Below are 13178 nucleotides of genomic sequence, written 5' to 3' on the forward strand. Positions count from 1 at the left end.
TGACTTCTGCCCGGGGGCAGGAGCGCTGGTTCAGCCTAAGATGCCTCCATGTTGGGATATCTCAGCCAAATCCGAGTCCTGCGCCTGGCCGGCCTGTTCACCTGGGTCATGGTCGGCCTGCCCGTGGTGTATTCCCAATACGAGTCGATGCTGCGGCACGGCGGCAGCGGCATCGACAGCTGGTCCCTGTGGCTGTTTGCCGCCTACCTGTTCTTCGGCGCCGGCTACTTCTGGCTGACCCGTGGCCTGCGCGACAGCAGCCAGGCCGCCTGGTACGACCGGGTGGTGCTGGTGGTACTGACCGGCTCGGCCCTGGGCGTCAGCTACCTGAGCGGTTCGGGCCTGGGCAGCATCCTGATGATGGTGGCCGCCGGGGTGATCCCGTGGATGCTGCCCGTGCGCAGTGGGGTGATCTGGTTGCTGCTCAGCCAGCTGGCGGTGCTGCCGGTCTACTATCTGATACTCGACATGCCGTTGTTCGAGGCACTCATGCAGTCGCTGCTGTATGGCGGCTTCTCCATGTTCATGTTCGTGACCAGCCTGGTCGCACGGCAGCAGACCGACGCCCGCGACGAGCAGCGCCGGCTGAATGCGGAGCTGAGGGCAACCCGCGCCCTGCTGGCCGAGAGCGCACGGGTCAACGAGCGCACCCGCATCTCGCGCGAGCTGCATGACCTGCTGGGGCATCAGTTGACCGCGCTGACCCTGAACCTGGAAGTGGCCGGCCATCTGGCCGAAGGCAAGGCGCTGGACCACGTGAAACGCTCGCACACGCTGGCCAAGCTGCTGCTGGGCAATGTGCGCGAAGTGGTCAGCCAGCTGCGCGAGACCAGCGCCATCGACCTGGCTGCCGCGCTGCGTCCGCTGACCGAGAATGTGCCCTCGCTGGACATCCAGCTGGACATCGAGGACCCCCTGAACGTGGAGGACCCGCAGCGGGCCCACGTGCTGCTGCGCTGCACCCAGGAAATCATCACCAACACGGTGCGCCACTCCGGGGCCCGCCATCTGTGGATCCGGGTGTACCGTGAGGCGCCGGACCGGGTGGTGGTCGAGGCGCGCGACGACGGTGTCGGCGCGGAAATGGTCAATGTGGGCAATGGCTTGCGCGGGATGCGCGAGCGCCTGCAACAATGCGGTGGCCAGCTGCAGGTGGAAACCCGCCCCGGCGAAGGCTTCTGCCTGCGTGCGACGGTGCCGGCAACCGTGCTGGTGGCCGCCCTTACCAAGGTTCCTGAAGGAGTGCGTTGATGATTCGCGTCTGCCTGGTCGACGACCAAACCCTGGTGCGGCAGGGAATCCGCTCGCTGCTGGCGCTGGACGACGGCATCGAGGTGGTGGCTGAGGCCGGCGACGGCCGGCAGGCGGTCGAACTGGTGCCCCAGGTCCGTCCGGATGTGGTCCTGATGGACATGCGCATGCCGGTGATGTCCGGGCTGGAGGCGCTGCAGGTCCTGTCGCGGCTGGAACAGCTGCCGCCGACCATCATCCTGACCACCTTCGACGACGACCAGCTGGTGCTGGCGGGCCTGAAGGCTGGCGCCAAGGGGTATCTGCTCAAGGACGTGACCCTGGACCAGCTGGTCGGCGCCATCCGCACCGTGGCTGACGGCGGATCGCTGGTGCAGCCGGCAGTGACCCAGCGGCTGCTGTCCGGGCTGGAACACATGCGCAATGATTTCGTCAGCCTGGACCGGCCGGACCCGCTGACCGACCGCGAGACGGAGATCCTGCGGCTGATGGCCAGCGGCTTCTCCAACAAGGAGATCGCCAATTCGCTGGGCGTGGCCGAGGGCACCATCAAGAACCATGTGTCCAACATCCTGTCCAAGCTGGGCGTGCGCGACCGTACGCGGGCCGTCCTGAAGGCGTTCGAACTGCAGCTGGTCTGACGAAAAGCCTTTTGCGGCAAAGGTTTGGCCGGCATTCCCGGGCCCCGGGACGGGCTGCCCCCTACATGCGGGGCGGCCGGATGCGCTACCCTGCCAATCCTTTGTCCATACAAATACGCAGCCGGCAGGGAAACCGGTGCGCCAATCGCGATAAACAATGCCCGCGAAGCCTGCTAGGATTGGCGCTTCGCTTCAATCAACCCGGCCGTGGGATCGGCCCCGGAGACTCCTGAATGACCCGTATTATCGAGTTCCTGATCGCCTTGGGGATCGTGGCTGGCCTGTTCGTCATCATTGGCGTATGTCTGCCGGGCGAGCGCCACATCACCGAAAGCATCGAGACCAACCGCAAGATGACGATCGTGTACGACACGGTCAGCAGCCTGCGCCGCTTCAAGGACTGGAACCCGCTGGTACTGCGCGATCCCGCCGTTGAACTGAAGCTGTCCGGCCCGGCCTCCGGCGTCGGTGCCACCCTCGACTTCTCCTCCAAGGACCTGGGCAACGGTTCCTGGAAGGTGACCGAGGCCGAAGAGAACAAGCGTGTTGTGATCGCCATCGAAGACCCGACCAAGGGTCACGACAAGGTCACCACCTTCAATCTGGAGCCGACCGGCAAGGGTGGTCGCAACGTCAAGATCACCCAGGACTACTCGGTGAAGTACGGCTTCGACCTGTTCGGTCGCTACGCCGGCCTGTATGTCAGCCGCCAGATCGGCGACGACATCAAGCTGGGCCTGTCGCGCATGGCGAACATGCTGGCCACCGTGCCGAACGTCGACTACCGCACCCCGGAAGCGCCGCTGACCGATCTGGGTATCGTGCAGGTGCCGGCCGAAGACCTGCTGGTCGTCAACGCCGGCAACGTCGACCGCGGCCAGGACACCATCACCAAGTCCATCAAGGACAACCAGGAGTGGATCAAGCGCGTGATGGAGGCCAATGGCCTTGAAGCCGCCGGTCCGTTCCGCATCATCACCACCGATTTCGGTGCCGAGAAGTACGCCTTCGACATCGCACAGCCGGTGAAGAAGAAGGGTACCGAAGGCGCCACCGGTGAGGAGCTGACCGTCAAGATCGACGGTGGTGCCCCGGTCAAGTACGTGCATGTCGCCCCGCATCGTTCGGCGCATGCGGCCTACACCGGTCACATGGCCGGCCTGGACGTGGCCCGCAACGGCCTGCGTGCATGGGCAGTGACCTCGGGCAACGAAGTCATCGACCGTCCGTACGAATCGTGGAAGGACGGCGTGGACAAGTCGTTCACCCAGGAAGGCACCTACGACATCTACTGGGCCGTCAAGTAAGCGCTGGCTGACCCATGTAGTGTTGGACACGAAAACGCGCCGCTTCCTGCGGCGCGTTTTTTTTCATCCCGCGTCCGCCGCCGGGCGGGCGCCGCGCAAGGAGCAGTCATGTTCAATCTGGAACGACGTGCGCGTAAGCCCTCGCTGCTGGCCTGCATCGGTGCGCTGTTGGCGGCCGCTTCGATCGGCCTGTCGGCCTATGCCTCGCATGGCGTGTCCGATCCGCAGGCGCAGCAGCATCTGAACATGGCGGCGCTGTATGCGTTCGCCCATGGTGCCGTGCTGGTTGCGGTGGGACGGCGCGCGCAGGGCGTGATCGCACATCTGGCGCTGTACGTGCTGCTGCTGGGCGTCGTGCTGTTCTCCGGCAGCCTGGTGGGCAGCGCGCTCTGGCAGTGGCCTACCCGGCTGGCGCCTGTGGGCGGCACCAGCCTGATGGTGGGATGGGTGCTGCTGGCGATCGACGCCCTGCGGCGGTGAGGGCAGTGCGGGGAGGGGCTCAGCCGTTGGCCGGTTTCCAGCACCAGTGCCAGGGCTCGTAGACGATCCCGTGCGGGTTGCCGCGCGGGTAGCTCAGGTGGAATCCATGCCCGCGGGCGTGCGCCTGCAGCCACGCGAACGCATCGGTACGCTCGAACGATTCCTCTGCAGGTGCATCGCCCGGGGTGCCGATATCCAGTGCGTGCCCGCTGTGGTGCTCGCTGAAGCCCGGCGCGGCGTTGACCTTCAGGATCTCCGCCACGCTCAGGCCGCGGCCGCGCTTCCGCTCGAAGATTCCCAACTGGTACGCATGGCTGCGGAAGCCGGAAATGGCATCCAGGGCAACGCCATCGCGGGCCGCGTGCAGGCGCATCCGCCGCCACCCCTGCGCCGCGTCGCGGCGCAACCACAGGGGCCGCGAAAAGCGATCGCGGCCGGCGAAATGCAGCAGGCACGGCTCGGCTTCCAGCGGCAGCCCGGTGTCATCCGCGTAACCCTGCGCATCCAGGCCAAGGTGCTGCAGGCGTTGCTGCAAGCCCGCCAGGGGCAGCCATCGCTGCTCCAGTGCCGCAGCGAAAGGGCGTGACGCGCGGGCATCCAGCAGTGCCAGCGCCTCCTCCACGCCAGGCTCGTGCGGCAGACGCGGCACCAGCGAATGAACGCCCTGCGCCAGCACGGCGGCCAGATAGCGGCCATCGCGCTTGCGCCGCAGCACCCAGCGGGCCCGCGCCAGCAGGCGTGCATCGAGGTTGCTGCGCGCGCGCAGCAGATCGGCCGGCCACAGTTCGATGGCCTCGGTGTTCAGCAGCAGCAGCGGTCGGCGATGCATGTCCGCAGCTTACTGCCGTGGCGCGGCTGCGGCCACCTTGCGCAGGGCGTCAAGCAATGCCTGTGGGCGTTCCATGCTCAGCAGCAGGGTGCTGCCGCCGCGCACCGGGATCGCCAGCGTGCGGTGACGGTCGGTGACCAGGGCAAAGCCCTTGCCGCCGCCCTGCAGCCGCATATGCCCGGAATAGAAGCCGGGCATCGAATAGCCGTTGGTCTTGAAGCGGATGCCATAGCGGCGGTCCTGCGCCAGGTCCACCACCTCGGCCTGGTCCAGCAGCATGTCGCGCACCGGTGTACGCCGTCGGTACAGCGTCGAGCGCACATCCAGCACGCCATCCACCAGCTCCACGCGGCGGCGGAAGAACGAAGTACCCAGGCCCACGCCGATCAGCACCAGCACGGCGATGCTCCATGCCGCGCTGCCGTTCATCAGGAAGAACGGCGGCGACAGGGTGACTTCCATCCATGGTGCAGGCGCACGCGTGCGGCTGAACTGCACGTACACGCTGATGACCAGCACGGCCAGCACCGGCAACAGCACCCACAGCACGCGCAGGGGTGAACTGCCAGCCAGCTCGAACGGACGGGCTTCATTGGGGCTCATCGTTGTGCCTCCACCCATCGGGCGATGTCATCGATCAACCCCGCATCGACATGGCCGGGCCGGGTGTACTCCTTCAACGAACTCGGGCCGCTGCCAGCGATGCCGATGTGGTTCAGCGCCGGATAGGTCCGCCACTGCACATCGTCGCGCCGGGCGAGGGCCTTCTGCCAGAGTGCCCAGTCGGCATCGGGAACCTGGAAATCGCGCCCGCCATGCAGCATCAGCAGCGGTGCGCGCAGCCGCTGTGCATCGGCGCGCGCATCTACGGCTTCGATGCTCTTCCAGAAGGACTGCGGAACGCCGAGTGGCAGTTCGCTGGCGGGTACCGGCGTGCTGCCACGTGCTGCGGCGATCTGGCTGTCCAGTTTGTCCAGTAGCGCCTGACCGGCCGCGCTGATGTCGCCGTCCAGGCTCAGCAGGTAGCGGTTCTGTTCCGGCAGCAGGTCCAGCAGCGTGCGCGCGGGAGCGGCCCACAGGATGGCGCCACGCGCCTGTGGCCAGCGGCTGGCGATGCGTGGCGCAAGCATGCCGCCCTGGCTGTGGCCGAGCACGAACACGCGGCGGCCGTCGATGCGCGGGTCGCTGGCGACGGCCTCCAGTGCCGCCACCGCATCGTCGGTGGATTCGTCATCGACAGTGAAGGTGCCGCTCTGGAAATCCTGGGGCCGGGCGAGAGTGCGCTTGTCGTAGCGCAGTACCGCGATTCCGTGCGCGGCGAGGCCACGGGCGATATCGAGGAAGGGACGGTTGCCGCCGATGGTTTCGTCACGGTCCTGCGGGCCCGAGCCGTGCACCAGCACCACTGCCGGGAACGGGCCTTTGCCCTTGGGCAGCGCCAGCGTGCCGGGCAGCGCACCGCGTGTCTGCGGCACACTGAAATCAACTTCGCTGTAGGTCGCATCGGCCGGCGGCGGCGGTGCCTTGGCCGCGGGGGCGGGGCGCAGCAGCAGGCCGGCGACCTTGTCCTGTGCATCCACGGCCACCTGCGCGATCACCGCGCCACCGGTGAACTGCAGCGGAACTTCCACCAGGTGCAGGCCCTGCTGCTCGCTGCTGCGGGCCTGGCCGCGCTGCTGCAGTTCGCCCAGGGACCGCCACACGCTGTCGAGCTTCTCGGCGGGAACGGCACAGGCCATCTGCGGGGTCAGCATCGCCTCCGCATCGGCGATGCGGCCGGCCTGCAGGTGGTCCAGCAACCGGGCGGCAACCTGCTGCGGTTCGGCGGCGAATGCGCCACCGCTCAGCAGCGCCAGTGACAGAGCGAACAGCGAACGGCGGGTCTGCATGGTCAGAGCTCCTTCTTGAAGACCAGCACCGCTGCGCTCATCGGCGCGGGGATCACGATGTTGACCAGCTCCCAGCCAAGCTGGCCCTGCTTGTTCAACGCCTCCTGCACGGCTTCGGTCTTCATGCTGCCCATCAGCGTCGAGGGCACTTCCAGGGTCTGGTACGTCCAGCGCTTGCTCATTCCTTCTCCTCCTGAGGTGGCTTGGGATGCGGCAGCCTGCCGGCCTTGCGCAGCGCGTCGCGCAGCAGGTACTCGATCTGCGCGTTGAGGCTGCGCAGTTCGTCGTCGGCCCAGCGCTGCGCCGCGGCCAGGACGTCGGCGTTGATGCGCAGTGGATAGGCTTTCTTCTCGCTCATGGATGCTCCTGGCGGGGCGGTGGGGCGCCCCGTTGCGAGGGTGATTCAGTACAGCGAACCGGCGTTGACGATCGGCTGCGTGCCCCGGTCCGAACACAGCACGGTCAACAGGTTGCTGACCATGTGCGCCTTGCGTTCCTCGTCCAGCTGCACCACGCCGTTCTTCTGCAGTTCGCCCAGGGCCATCTCGACCATGCCGACCGCACCGGCAACGATGCGCGTGCGTGCCGCGATCACCGCGTTGGCCTGCTGGCGCTGCAGCATGGCCTGGGCGATTTCGGCAGCATAGGCCAGGTGGCTGATGCGTGCGTCGATCACCTGCACGCCGGCGTCGGCCAGGCGCTCGGCCAACTCGTTCTTCAGGTGCTGGGAGATCTCGCTGGCGTGGCTGCGCAGCGCCAGCTGGCCCTCTTCATGCTGGTCGTAGGGATAGCTGGTGGCCATCGCGCGCAGCGCCGATTCGGACTGGATGTGCACGAAGCTCTCGTAGTCGTCCACGTTGTAGACCGCTTCGGAGGCATCGACCACCTGCCAGACGATCACTGCGGCGATCTCGATCGGGCTGCCATCGAGCTCGTTGACCTTCAGCTTGCCGCTTTCGAAATTGCGCACGCGCTGGCTGACGTGGCGCTTGCTGTAGAAGGGGTTGTTCCAGCGCAGGCCATTGTCTTTCACGGTGCCGACGTACTTGCCGAACAGGCTCACCACCGCGGCCTGGTTCGGCTGCACGGTGTACAGGCCCGCCAGCGCGAACAGCGCCACCACCGCGACCAGCGCGCCAACCAGCATCATCAGCAGGTTGGGGGAGCCGGTCGACGCCTTGGCGGCGATGCCCAGCACGAACAGCACACCGCCGAAGACGGCGACGAGCAATGCGCCCGCCAGAGTGCCCAGGCCGTTGAGGGAGGACAGCGACTTCTCTTTCATGGCAGTACGTCCTTGAGGGTTCGAGGCGACGATATCAAATTGATATCAGATGGCGACTACCGTTCGTCGGGAACCGCCGCTGGACCGGCTAGAATGCCCACCCGCCTTCACATCACTGCCGGACCCCTCCATGGCCAAGCTCGGAACCCCCCTCTCGCCCTCCGCCACCCGTGTGCTGCTGCTGGGCTCGGGCGAACTCGGCAAGGAAGTGGCCATCGAGCTGCAGCGGCTGGGCGTGGAGGTGATCGCCGCCGACCGCTACGCCGATGCGCCCGCCATGCAGGTCGCGCATCGTTCGCACGTGATCGACATGCTGGATGCGATGGCGCTGCGTGCGCTGATCGCCCAGGAACAGCCTCATCTGGTGGTGCCGGAGATCGAGGCGATCCACACCGAGACGCTGGTACAGCTGGAACAGGAGCAGGGCCTGCGGGTGATCCCCACCGCGCGTGCCGCACGCCTGACCATGGACCGTGAGGGCATCCGCCGCCTGGCTGCCGAGACGCTGGGCCTGCCAACCTCGCCCTACCGCTTTGTCGATACCGAGGCGGAGTACCGCGCCGCCGTGGCCGCCATCGGCCTGCCGTGCGTGGTCAAGCCGGTGATGTCCTCCTCGGGCAAGGGACAGAGCACGCTGCGCAGCGAAGCGGACATCGCGCCGGCCTGGGAGTATGCGCAGACCGGCGGCCGCGCGGGCGCCGGCCGCTGCATCGTCGAGGGATTCATCGATTTCGACTACGAGATCACTCTGCTGACCGTGCGCCACGCGGCAGGTACCTCGTTCTGCGCGCCGATCGGTCATCTGCAGAAGGACGGCGATTACCGCGAGAGCTGGCAGCCGCAGCCGATGTCGGACAAGGCGCTGGCGCGCGCGGAGGAGATCTCGCGTGCGATCACCGATGACCTGGGTGGCTGGGGCCTGTTCGGCGTGGAGCTGTTCGTGAAGGGCGATGAAGTGTGGTTCAGCGAAGTGTCCCCGCGCCCGCACGACACTGGCCTGGTGACGCTGGTATCGCAGGAACTGAGCGAGTTCGCGCTGCACGCACGCGCCATCCTGGGCCTGCCGGTTCCGGTGATCCGCCAGAGTGGTCCGTCGGCATCCTGTGCATTGCTGGCGCAGGGCGAAGGCGTGCCGTACTTCAACAACGTCGCTGCCGCACTGCAGGTGCCGGATACGGCCGTGCGCCTGTTCGGCAAGCCGAGCGTGCACGGTCAGCGCCGTGTCGGCGTCACCCTGGCGCGCGCCGACACCATCGACGAGGCGCGCTCGATCGCCCGTGATGCCGCCGACGCCATCGGCGTCGAGCTGCGTCCGTAAGCCGGTAGCGCCGCGTCGCGCCCGGCGGCTTTCTGCAAGGCAGAGCAGCGCGCCTGGCGCCTGGGGTCACTTCACATCCACCCACACCAGGTGGTGGTCGCTGCCGTCGGCAATCTTCGCGTCAGGGCTGTTGCTGGCTGGCCAGAACACGCCACTGCCCACGTACTGGAACCCGGTGGAAGGCAGCACGTAATCCAGTCGCAGGGTGCCGGACTTCGGGCCAAAGTCGCCGGTGGCGTGGAAGGGCGCACCCTTGCGCACGATGCCCTTGGCGGCATAGGCGAGGCTGGTTTCCTCACCCCCCGCGCTGCGCGGGGTGGGGTAGCGCAATACGCGTGCGTTCTCGATCAGTTCGACGATCGCCTCGTGGCGGCCATCGCCGTCGACCGGGTCGTTGTTGAGATCGCCGAGGATCACGAAGCGTGCATCCTGCGCCAGACCTCCGCACTGGCCCTTGTCGTCGCACAGCCAGGGCTTGTCACCCGCGGTGAGATACTCCTGCCACAGGCGCAGTTCGTCGTGGTTGCGCGCCGCGTTGCGCTTTTCCGGGCCGTCGAACACCGGCGGCGTCGGGTGCGAGACCAGCGCATGCACCACGCCTGCCGGGGTCTGCACCGGTACATCCCAGTGCGACTTCGACGACAGGCGCAGCTTCGACCACACGGCGTCGCTGTAGAAGCTCTGCCCGCTGCGCGGATCGACCGGACGGATCGCGCCCGGCATCGTGCTCCACTTCAGCAGCTGGAAGCTGCGTACCCTGGCTTCATCGATCGGGTAGCGCGACAGCACCAGCATGCCGTACTGGCCCGGGTGCAGGCCGTAGCCCCAGGCATCGTTGCCACGGCTGCGACCTTCGCCGCCGACCACGCCGTTGTTGTCCAGGTCCAGGCCACTGGGCACGCCGGTGTTGACCGGGGCCAGGTAGCGGTAGGCGAAGTGCAGCGGCGCGCCGCCGCCCGGCTGCGCCACTTCCAGGTAGCGCTTCTGGAACAGGTCGGCGGCGCGATGGGCGTCGTCGAAATCGAATTCGTTCAGCAGCACCAGGTCCGGGCGCACCTGCTGCAGCACGGCGGCAATCTTGCGCGCATGCGCGCTGTCGCCTTCAAGCTCCCGGATCAGGCCGCCGGCCTCATCGGAGTACAGCGACGTGTTGTAGGTGGCCAGGCGCAGCGATGCGGACGGTGTTTCGGTCATCGCAGGGGTCCTGGCAAGAGCAGGGGCCGCAGCGCCACACAGCAGGGCCAGGGCAAGAATCAGGGGTTGGGTGTTCATGCCGCCTATTGTGCACCCCGCCCGGTGTCAGCGGTTTGTCAGCGGCCGTCCAGATCGCGGTCGAAATCGTGCCAGCGACGGCCATCGTAGGCCTCCAGCGGACGGAAGCGGCGCTTGTAGTCCATTTTCTGGTGTTCACGGATCCAGTAGCCCAGATAGACGTGCGGCAGTCCTTCGCGACGCGCCCATTCGATCTGCTGCAGGATGGCGAACGTGCCCAGTCCCCGCGCTGCGTGGTCTGGATCGAAGAAGGTATAGACCGCCGAAAGGCCGTGCTCGGTGACATCGGTGACGGCCACTCCGAGCAGCTGGCTGCGCCGGCCATCGTGGCCCGGCAGGCGCATCTCCAGGAAGCGGGTGTGCGACCAGCTGCCGATCAGGAACTGCTCGAACTCGTGCGGGCCATGATCGTCCATGCCGCCGTTGGCGTGGCGGTGCACCAGATAGCGGTGGTAGAGGGCAAACAGGTCCTCGCGCGCAGTGGCGGCGGTGATCCGCACTTCCAGGTCGGCGTTGCGGGTGGCGCAGCGACGCTGGCTGCGGTCCGGTGCGAACCGGGCCACCGGAATCCGTACCGCCACGCAGGCATGGCACTGCGCGCAGTGGGGCCGATAGACCAGGTCGCCGCTGCGGCGGAAGCCCCAGCTGAGTGCGAGGGGATACAAGCCGCCCAGGCGACGGTCGTGGGGATCCATCACCAGGTCGCGCGCCACCCGGTCCGGCCAGTATCCGCAGGGGTGCTCGCCGGTCTGGAACAGCCGCAGTTCGTCGTCTCTGTCGCCGTGGATCGCCATGGCCACAGCATAGCCCCAGCGTGTCGCAATGAACGCGACTGTCCGCCGGATGAACGGAACTGGCGACCGCGTCAACCGCCGTCGCGGCCGGGCGTTGTTGTCATTCGAGGGTGAACTGATCACCCCGACGCAACCTCATCCCCAGGAGTGACCTCATGATCCGTACCCCCCTGCTGCTGGCCCTGCTGCTTGCCACGTCCGCCTCCGGTGTCGCGCTGGCGGCGACTCCCCCGACCGCACCGGCACAGCGTCCGGCCAAGCTGGACACCAACGGTGACGGTGTCATCGACCGCAGCGAGGCCGCTGCCAACCCACGTCTGGCGGCCAAGTTCGACGAACTGGACCGCAACAAGGACGGCAGGCTGTCGCGCGATGAAATGCCGCGCTGGCAGCATGGTCGTCGTGGCGGCCATGGCGGCGAGCGCTGGGCCAGGCTGGACACCGACAAGGACGGCCGCATCAGCCGCGAAGAGGCCAAGGCCGATCCGCGCCTGGCGGCACGTTTCGACCAGCTCGATCTCAACAAGGACGGCTATCTGGACAAGGCTGATCGCGAGCTGCGCATGAAGCAGCATCGCGACGCCTGGTTCGCCGCTGCCGACACCAACAAGGACGGCCAGTTGAGCAAGGCCGAATTCGATGCGGCGAAGGGCCCGATGCATGGCGGCCCGCGCCACGGGGGCCCGCGTGACGGCGCCGCACCGAAGCCGCAGCGCTGATCACGGCGCAACCTTCAACGACGACGCCGGCAGACTGCCGGCGTCGTCCGTTACAGGCGACCGCTGTCGAGCAGCGTATAGGCCACCAGGGCGATCACCAGCAGGTTCATCGCGATGATGGCGCTGCGGCCGTACATCGCTTCGTACTTCCAGTTGATGCCCTGCCGCCCGCGCCGCGCTGCGTCGCGCACGATCAAGGGCCGCATCAGGCGCTGCAGCGGTCCCAGGCACTGGTAGTTGACCGCACCCAGGCCGATGGCCATGACCACCAGGTGTGCCCATACCGGCGTCTGCAGCAGCACGACCAGCAGTATGGACAGGCAGCAGGCCATCACGGTCCAGGTGTTGAGATGGACGAAGCGCCGGACCTGGGCCCGCTCCGGTTCCGTTTCGGCGTAGGACAGCAGGAAGCGACCGCCCAGGTAGCTGCCCAGCACGCCGCCCAGCACGGCACCGGCGATCGCTGCCCAGTTGTGGGCCGGGACCAGATGCAGGTGCCCCAGCGCCGCTGTCAGCGATCCCATCGCGGTACCGCCGGCTGCGCTGGCGCCGCCCAGCCCCAGCTTGCTGCCGCCAATGCCCACACCGGTGCCGAGCAGGATCGCGGCACTGGCCGTGCCGGGCGCAGCAATCAGCACCATCGAGACCACGGTGGTTGCGAAGGCGGCGCTGGGTGCGCTGCTGCGCGCGAATTCGCCGAAGCGCTGCAACAGTCCCTCGCGGACCTGCGCGCGGGCCCGCGACAGGCGCTTGCGCACCGCCGCATCACTCAGGCCCAGCAGGTCCGCCACCTGCTGCGAGCGCTGACCTTCCCGGTAGTAAAGCAGCAGGACTTCGCGGCTGTCGGTGGGCAGCGCCGAGATGATGTCCTCGGCGGCAACCTCCTCTTCCAGTCGCTGCAGGCGGTCGGCGGCAGTCGGCGAGGGGTCGGCCGCCATGCCCAGCGCAACTTCGGCGGCCTCGCCGCTCAGGGGCCTGCCGCGTTGTGCACGCAGCCAGTCGCGCGCGAGGTTGCGGGTGATCTGCCGCAGCCAGGGCAGGAAGCTGGTGGAACTGCGCAGCTGGTGCAGCTGCTGCCAGCCCTTCACGAACGCTTCCTGCGCGATGTCCTCGCTGGCCTGGCGATCGCCGGTGATGGCCAGGGCGATGGCGGTCACGGTGTTCTGGCAGGCGAGCACGATGCGCCCATAGGCGTGCTGGCAGCCACTGCTGGCCGCCGGCAGCTCGCGTTCAAGCGTCTCGTCGATCGTTGCAGCGAAAGTCGTCATGGCGGCAGCTCCTGCTGGATTGTGTCCCAAGACGGAGCTGCGCGCCCGATGTGACCGGCCCGCCTGCCGGTAGCGCCGGGCCATGCCCGGCGGCTTTTCTGTCCGCTGCGCTCGCCGGGCATGGC

General features: G+C 67.5%; 15 protein-coding genes. 6 read left to right on the forward strand and 9 right to left on the reverse strand.

The annotated features are described in order from the left end of the window. The first annotated feature begins 48 nt into the window (after positions 1–48). The 4 genes from ACVOJ1_RS16590 to ACVOJ1_RS16605 all read left to right on the forward strand — a co-directional run bounded on the left by ACVOJ1_RS16590 (position 49) and on the right by ACVOJ1_RS16605 (position 3679). The gene (locus ACVOJ1_RS16590; protein WP_053516166.1) at positions 49–1251 is read left to right on the forward strand and encodes a sensor histidine kinase; all 1203 of its coding nucleotides are present in this window, start codon (positions 49–51) and stop codon (positions 1249–1251) included. Beyond that, positions 1251–1892 carry a response regulator gene (locus ACVOJ1_RS16595; RefSeq protein WP_053516165.1) on the forward strand — a complete coding sequence of 214 codons (642 nt, stop codon included), beginning with the start codon at positions 1251–1253 and terminating at the stop codon, positions 1890–1892. The genes ACVOJ1_RS16590 and ACVOJ1_RS16595 overlap by 1 nt, the downstream gene beginning before the upstream one ends. Positions 1893–2125: 233 nt before the next feature. Then, positions 2126–3199: a polyketide cyclase gene (locus ACVOJ1_RS16600; RefSeq protein ID WP_053516163.1), complete on the forward strand. Its 1074-nt coding sequence runs from the start codon at positions 2126–2128 to the stop codon at positions 3197–3199. 108 nt (positions 3200–3307) lie between these two features. Then, positions 3308–3679, forward strand: coding sequence for a DUF423 domain-containing protein (locus ACVOJ1_RS16605; protein WP_065182368.1), 372 nt, complete (start codon positions 3308–3310; stop codon positions 3677–3679). A 19-nt stretch (positions 3680–3698) separates the two neighbouring features. Here ACVOJ1_RS16605 and ACVOJ1_RS16610 read toward each other — a convergent pair whose 3' ends face one another. The 6 genes from ACVOJ1_RS16610 to ACVOJ1_RS16635 are packed head-to-tail and all read right to left on the reverse strand — an operon-like array spanning position 3699 to position 7682. Continuing rightward, positions 3699–4508, reverse strand: a complete 810-nt coding sequence (locus ACVOJ1_RS16610; protein WP_128989322.1) for a M15 family metallopeptidase — start codon at positions 4506–4508, stop codon at positions 3699–3701. A 9-nt stretch (positions 4509–4517) separates the two neighbouring features. After that, positions 4518–5111 carry a PH domain-containing protein gene (locus tag ACVOJ1_RS16615; RefSeq protein ID WP_283220054.1) on the reverse strand — a complete coding sequence of 198 codons (594 nt, stop codon included), beginning with the start codon at positions 5109–5111 and terminating at the stop codon, positions 4518–4520. Then, positions 5108–6397, reverse strand: a complete 1290-nt coding sequence (locus ACVOJ1_RS16620) for an alpha/beta hydrolase (protein WP_346480668.1) — start codon at positions 6395–6397, stop codon at positions 5108–5110. Before ACVOJ1_RS16620 ends, ACVOJ1_RS16615 begins: the two co-directional genes overlap by 4 nt. A gap of 2 nt (positions 6398–6399) precedes the next feature. Next, positions 6400–6579, reverse strand: a complete 180-nt coding sequence (locus ACVOJ1_RS16625) for a DUF4177 domain-containing protein (protein WP_053516154.1) — start codon at positions 6577–6579, stop codon at positions 6400–6402. After that, positions 6576–6755 carry a type II toxin-antitoxin system antitoxin gene (locus ACVOJ1_RS16630; RefSeq protein ID WP_053516152.1) on the reverse strand — a complete coding sequence of 60 codons (180 nt, stop codon included), beginning with the start codon at positions 6753–6755 and terminating at the stop codon, positions 6576–6578. Before ACVOJ1_RS16630 ends, ACVOJ1_RS16625 begins: the two co-directional genes overlap by 4 nt. Before the next feature lie 45 nt (positions 6756–6800). Next, positions 6801–7682 (reverse strand): SPFH domain-containing protein, encoded by an 882-nt coding sequence (locus ACVOJ1_RS16635; protein WP_053516150.1) that lies wholly within the window; start codon positions 7680–7682, stop codon positions 6801–6803. A gap of 130 nt (positions 7683–7812) precedes the next feature. Here ACVOJ1_RS16635 and purT point away from each other — a divergent pair, with 130 nt between their 5' ends. Further along, positions 7813–9000 carry a formate-dependent phosphoribosylglycinamide formyltransferase gene (purT, locus tag ACVOJ1_RS16640; protein ID WP_053516148.1) on the forward strand — a complete coding sequence of 396 codons (1188 nt, stop codon included), beginning with the start codon at positions 7813–7815 and terminating at the stop codon, positions 8998–9000. A gap of 66 nt (positions 9001–9066) precedes the next feature. On the opposite strand, the gene ACVOJ1_RS16645 is transcribed toward purT, so the two are convergent. Together ACVOJ1_RS16645 and ACVOJ1_RS16650 are read right to left on the reverse strand one after the other, a co-directional pair. Then, the gene (locus ACVOJ1_RS16645; RefSeq protein ID WP_111186571.1) at positions 9067–10272 is read right to left on the reverse strand and encodes an endonuclease/exonuclease/phosphatase family protein; all 1206 of its coding nucleotides are present in this window, start codon (positions 10270–10272) and stop codon (positions 9067–9069) included. Between the two features lie 38 nt (positions 10273–10310). Beyond that, entirely contained in the window at positions 10311–11066 is a 756-nt protein-coding gene (locus ACVOJ1_RS16650) for an arginyltransferase (protein ID WP_180875430.1), read from the reverse strand. Positions 11067–11221: 155 nt separating this feature from the next. Here ACVOJ1_RS16650 and ACVOJ1_RS16655 point away from each other — a divergent pair, with 155 nt between their 5' ends. Continuing rightward, positions 11222–11785, forward strand: a complete 564-nt coding sequence (locus ACVOJ1_RS16655) for an EF-hand domain-containing protein (RefSeq protein WP_065182363.1) — start codon at positions 11222–11224, stop codon at positions 11783–11785. Positions 11786–11835: 50 nt separating this feature from the next. On the opposite strand, the gene ACVOJ1_RS16660 is transcribed toward ACVOJ1_RS16655, so the two are convergent. Continuing rightward, positions 11836–13053, reverse strand: coding sequence for an RNA polymerase sigma factor (locus tag ACVOJ1_RS16660; protein ID WP_346480669.1), 1218 nt, complete (start codon positions 13051–13053; stop codon positions 11836–11838). Positions 13054–13178 lie beyond the last annotated feature (125 nt).

It is taken from the genome of Stenotrophomonas sp. STEN225 (assembly GCF_056756445.1).

What these genes read in the sequence shown, in the direction of transcription:
- ACVOJ1_RS16660 (WP_346480669.1), bottom strand. Translation starts at nt 13,053, where the DNA reads ATGACGACTTTCGCTGCAACGATCGACGAGACGCTTGAACGCGAGCTG.
- ACVOJ1_RS16635 (WP_053516150.1), bottom strand. Translation starts at nt 7,682, where the DNA reads ATGAAAGAGAAGTCGCTGTCCTCCCTCAACGGCCTGGGCACTCTGGCG.
- ACVOJ1_RS16590 (WP_053516166.1), top strand. Translation starts at nt 49, where the DNA reads ATGTTGGGATATCTCAGCCAAATCCGAGTCCTGCGCCTGGCCGGCCTG.
- ACVOJ1_RS16630 (WP_053516152.1), bottom strand. Translation starts at nt 6,755, where the DNA reads ATGAGCGAGAAGAAAGCCTATCCACTGCGCATCAACGCCGACGTCCTG.
- ACVOJ1_RS16595 (WP_053516165.1), top strand. Translation starts at nt 1,251, where the DNA reads ATGATTCGCGTCTGCCTGGTCGACGACCAAACCCTGGTGCGGCAGGGA.
- ACVOJ1_RS16610 (WP_128989322.1), bottom strand. Translation starts at nt 4,508, where the DNA reads ATGCATCGCCGACCGCTGCTGCTGCTGAACACCGAGGCCATCGAACTG.
- ACVOJ1_RS16615 (WP_283220054.1), bottom strand. Translation starts at nt 5,111, where the DNA reads ATGAGCCCCAATGAAGCCCGTCCGTTCGAGCTGGCTGGCAGTTCACCC.
- ACVOJ1_RS16625 (WP_053516154.1), bottom strand. Translation starts at nt 6,579, where the DNA reads ATGAGCAAGCGCTGGACGTACCAGACCCTGGAAGTGCCCTCGACGCTG.
- ACVOJ1_RS16620 (WP_346480668.1), bottom strand. Translation starts at nt 6,397, where the DNA reads ATGCAGACCCGCCGTTCGCTGTTCGCTCTGTCACTGGCGCTGCTGAGC.
- ACVOJ1_RS16650 (WP_180875430.1), bottom strand. Translation starts at nt 11,066, where the DNA reads ATGGCGATCCACGGCGACAGAGACGACGAACTGCGGCTGTTCCAGACC.
- ACVOJ1_RS16605 (WP_065182368.1), top strand. Translation starts at nt 3,308, where the DNA reads ATGTTCAATCTGGAACGACGTGCGCGTAAGCCCTCGCTGCTGGCCTGC.
- ACVOJ1_RS16645 (WP_111186571.1), bottom strand. Translation starts at nt 10,272, where the DNA reads ATGAACACCCAACCCCTGATTCTTGCCCTGGCCCTGCTGTGTGGCGCT.
- ACVOJ1_RS16655 (WP_065182363.1), top strand. Translation starts at nt 11,222, where the DNA reads ATGATCCGTACCCCCCTGCTGCTGGCCCTGCTGCTTGCCACGTCCGCC.
- ACVOJ1_RS16600 (WP_053516163.1), top strand. Translation starts at nt 2,126, where the DNA reads ATGACCCGTATTATCGAGTTCCTGATCGCCTTGGGGATCGTGGCTGGC.
- purT (WP_053516148.1), top strand. Translation starts at nt 7,813, where the DNA reads ATGGCCAAGCTCGGAACCCCCCTCTCGCCCTCCGCCACCCGTGTGCTG.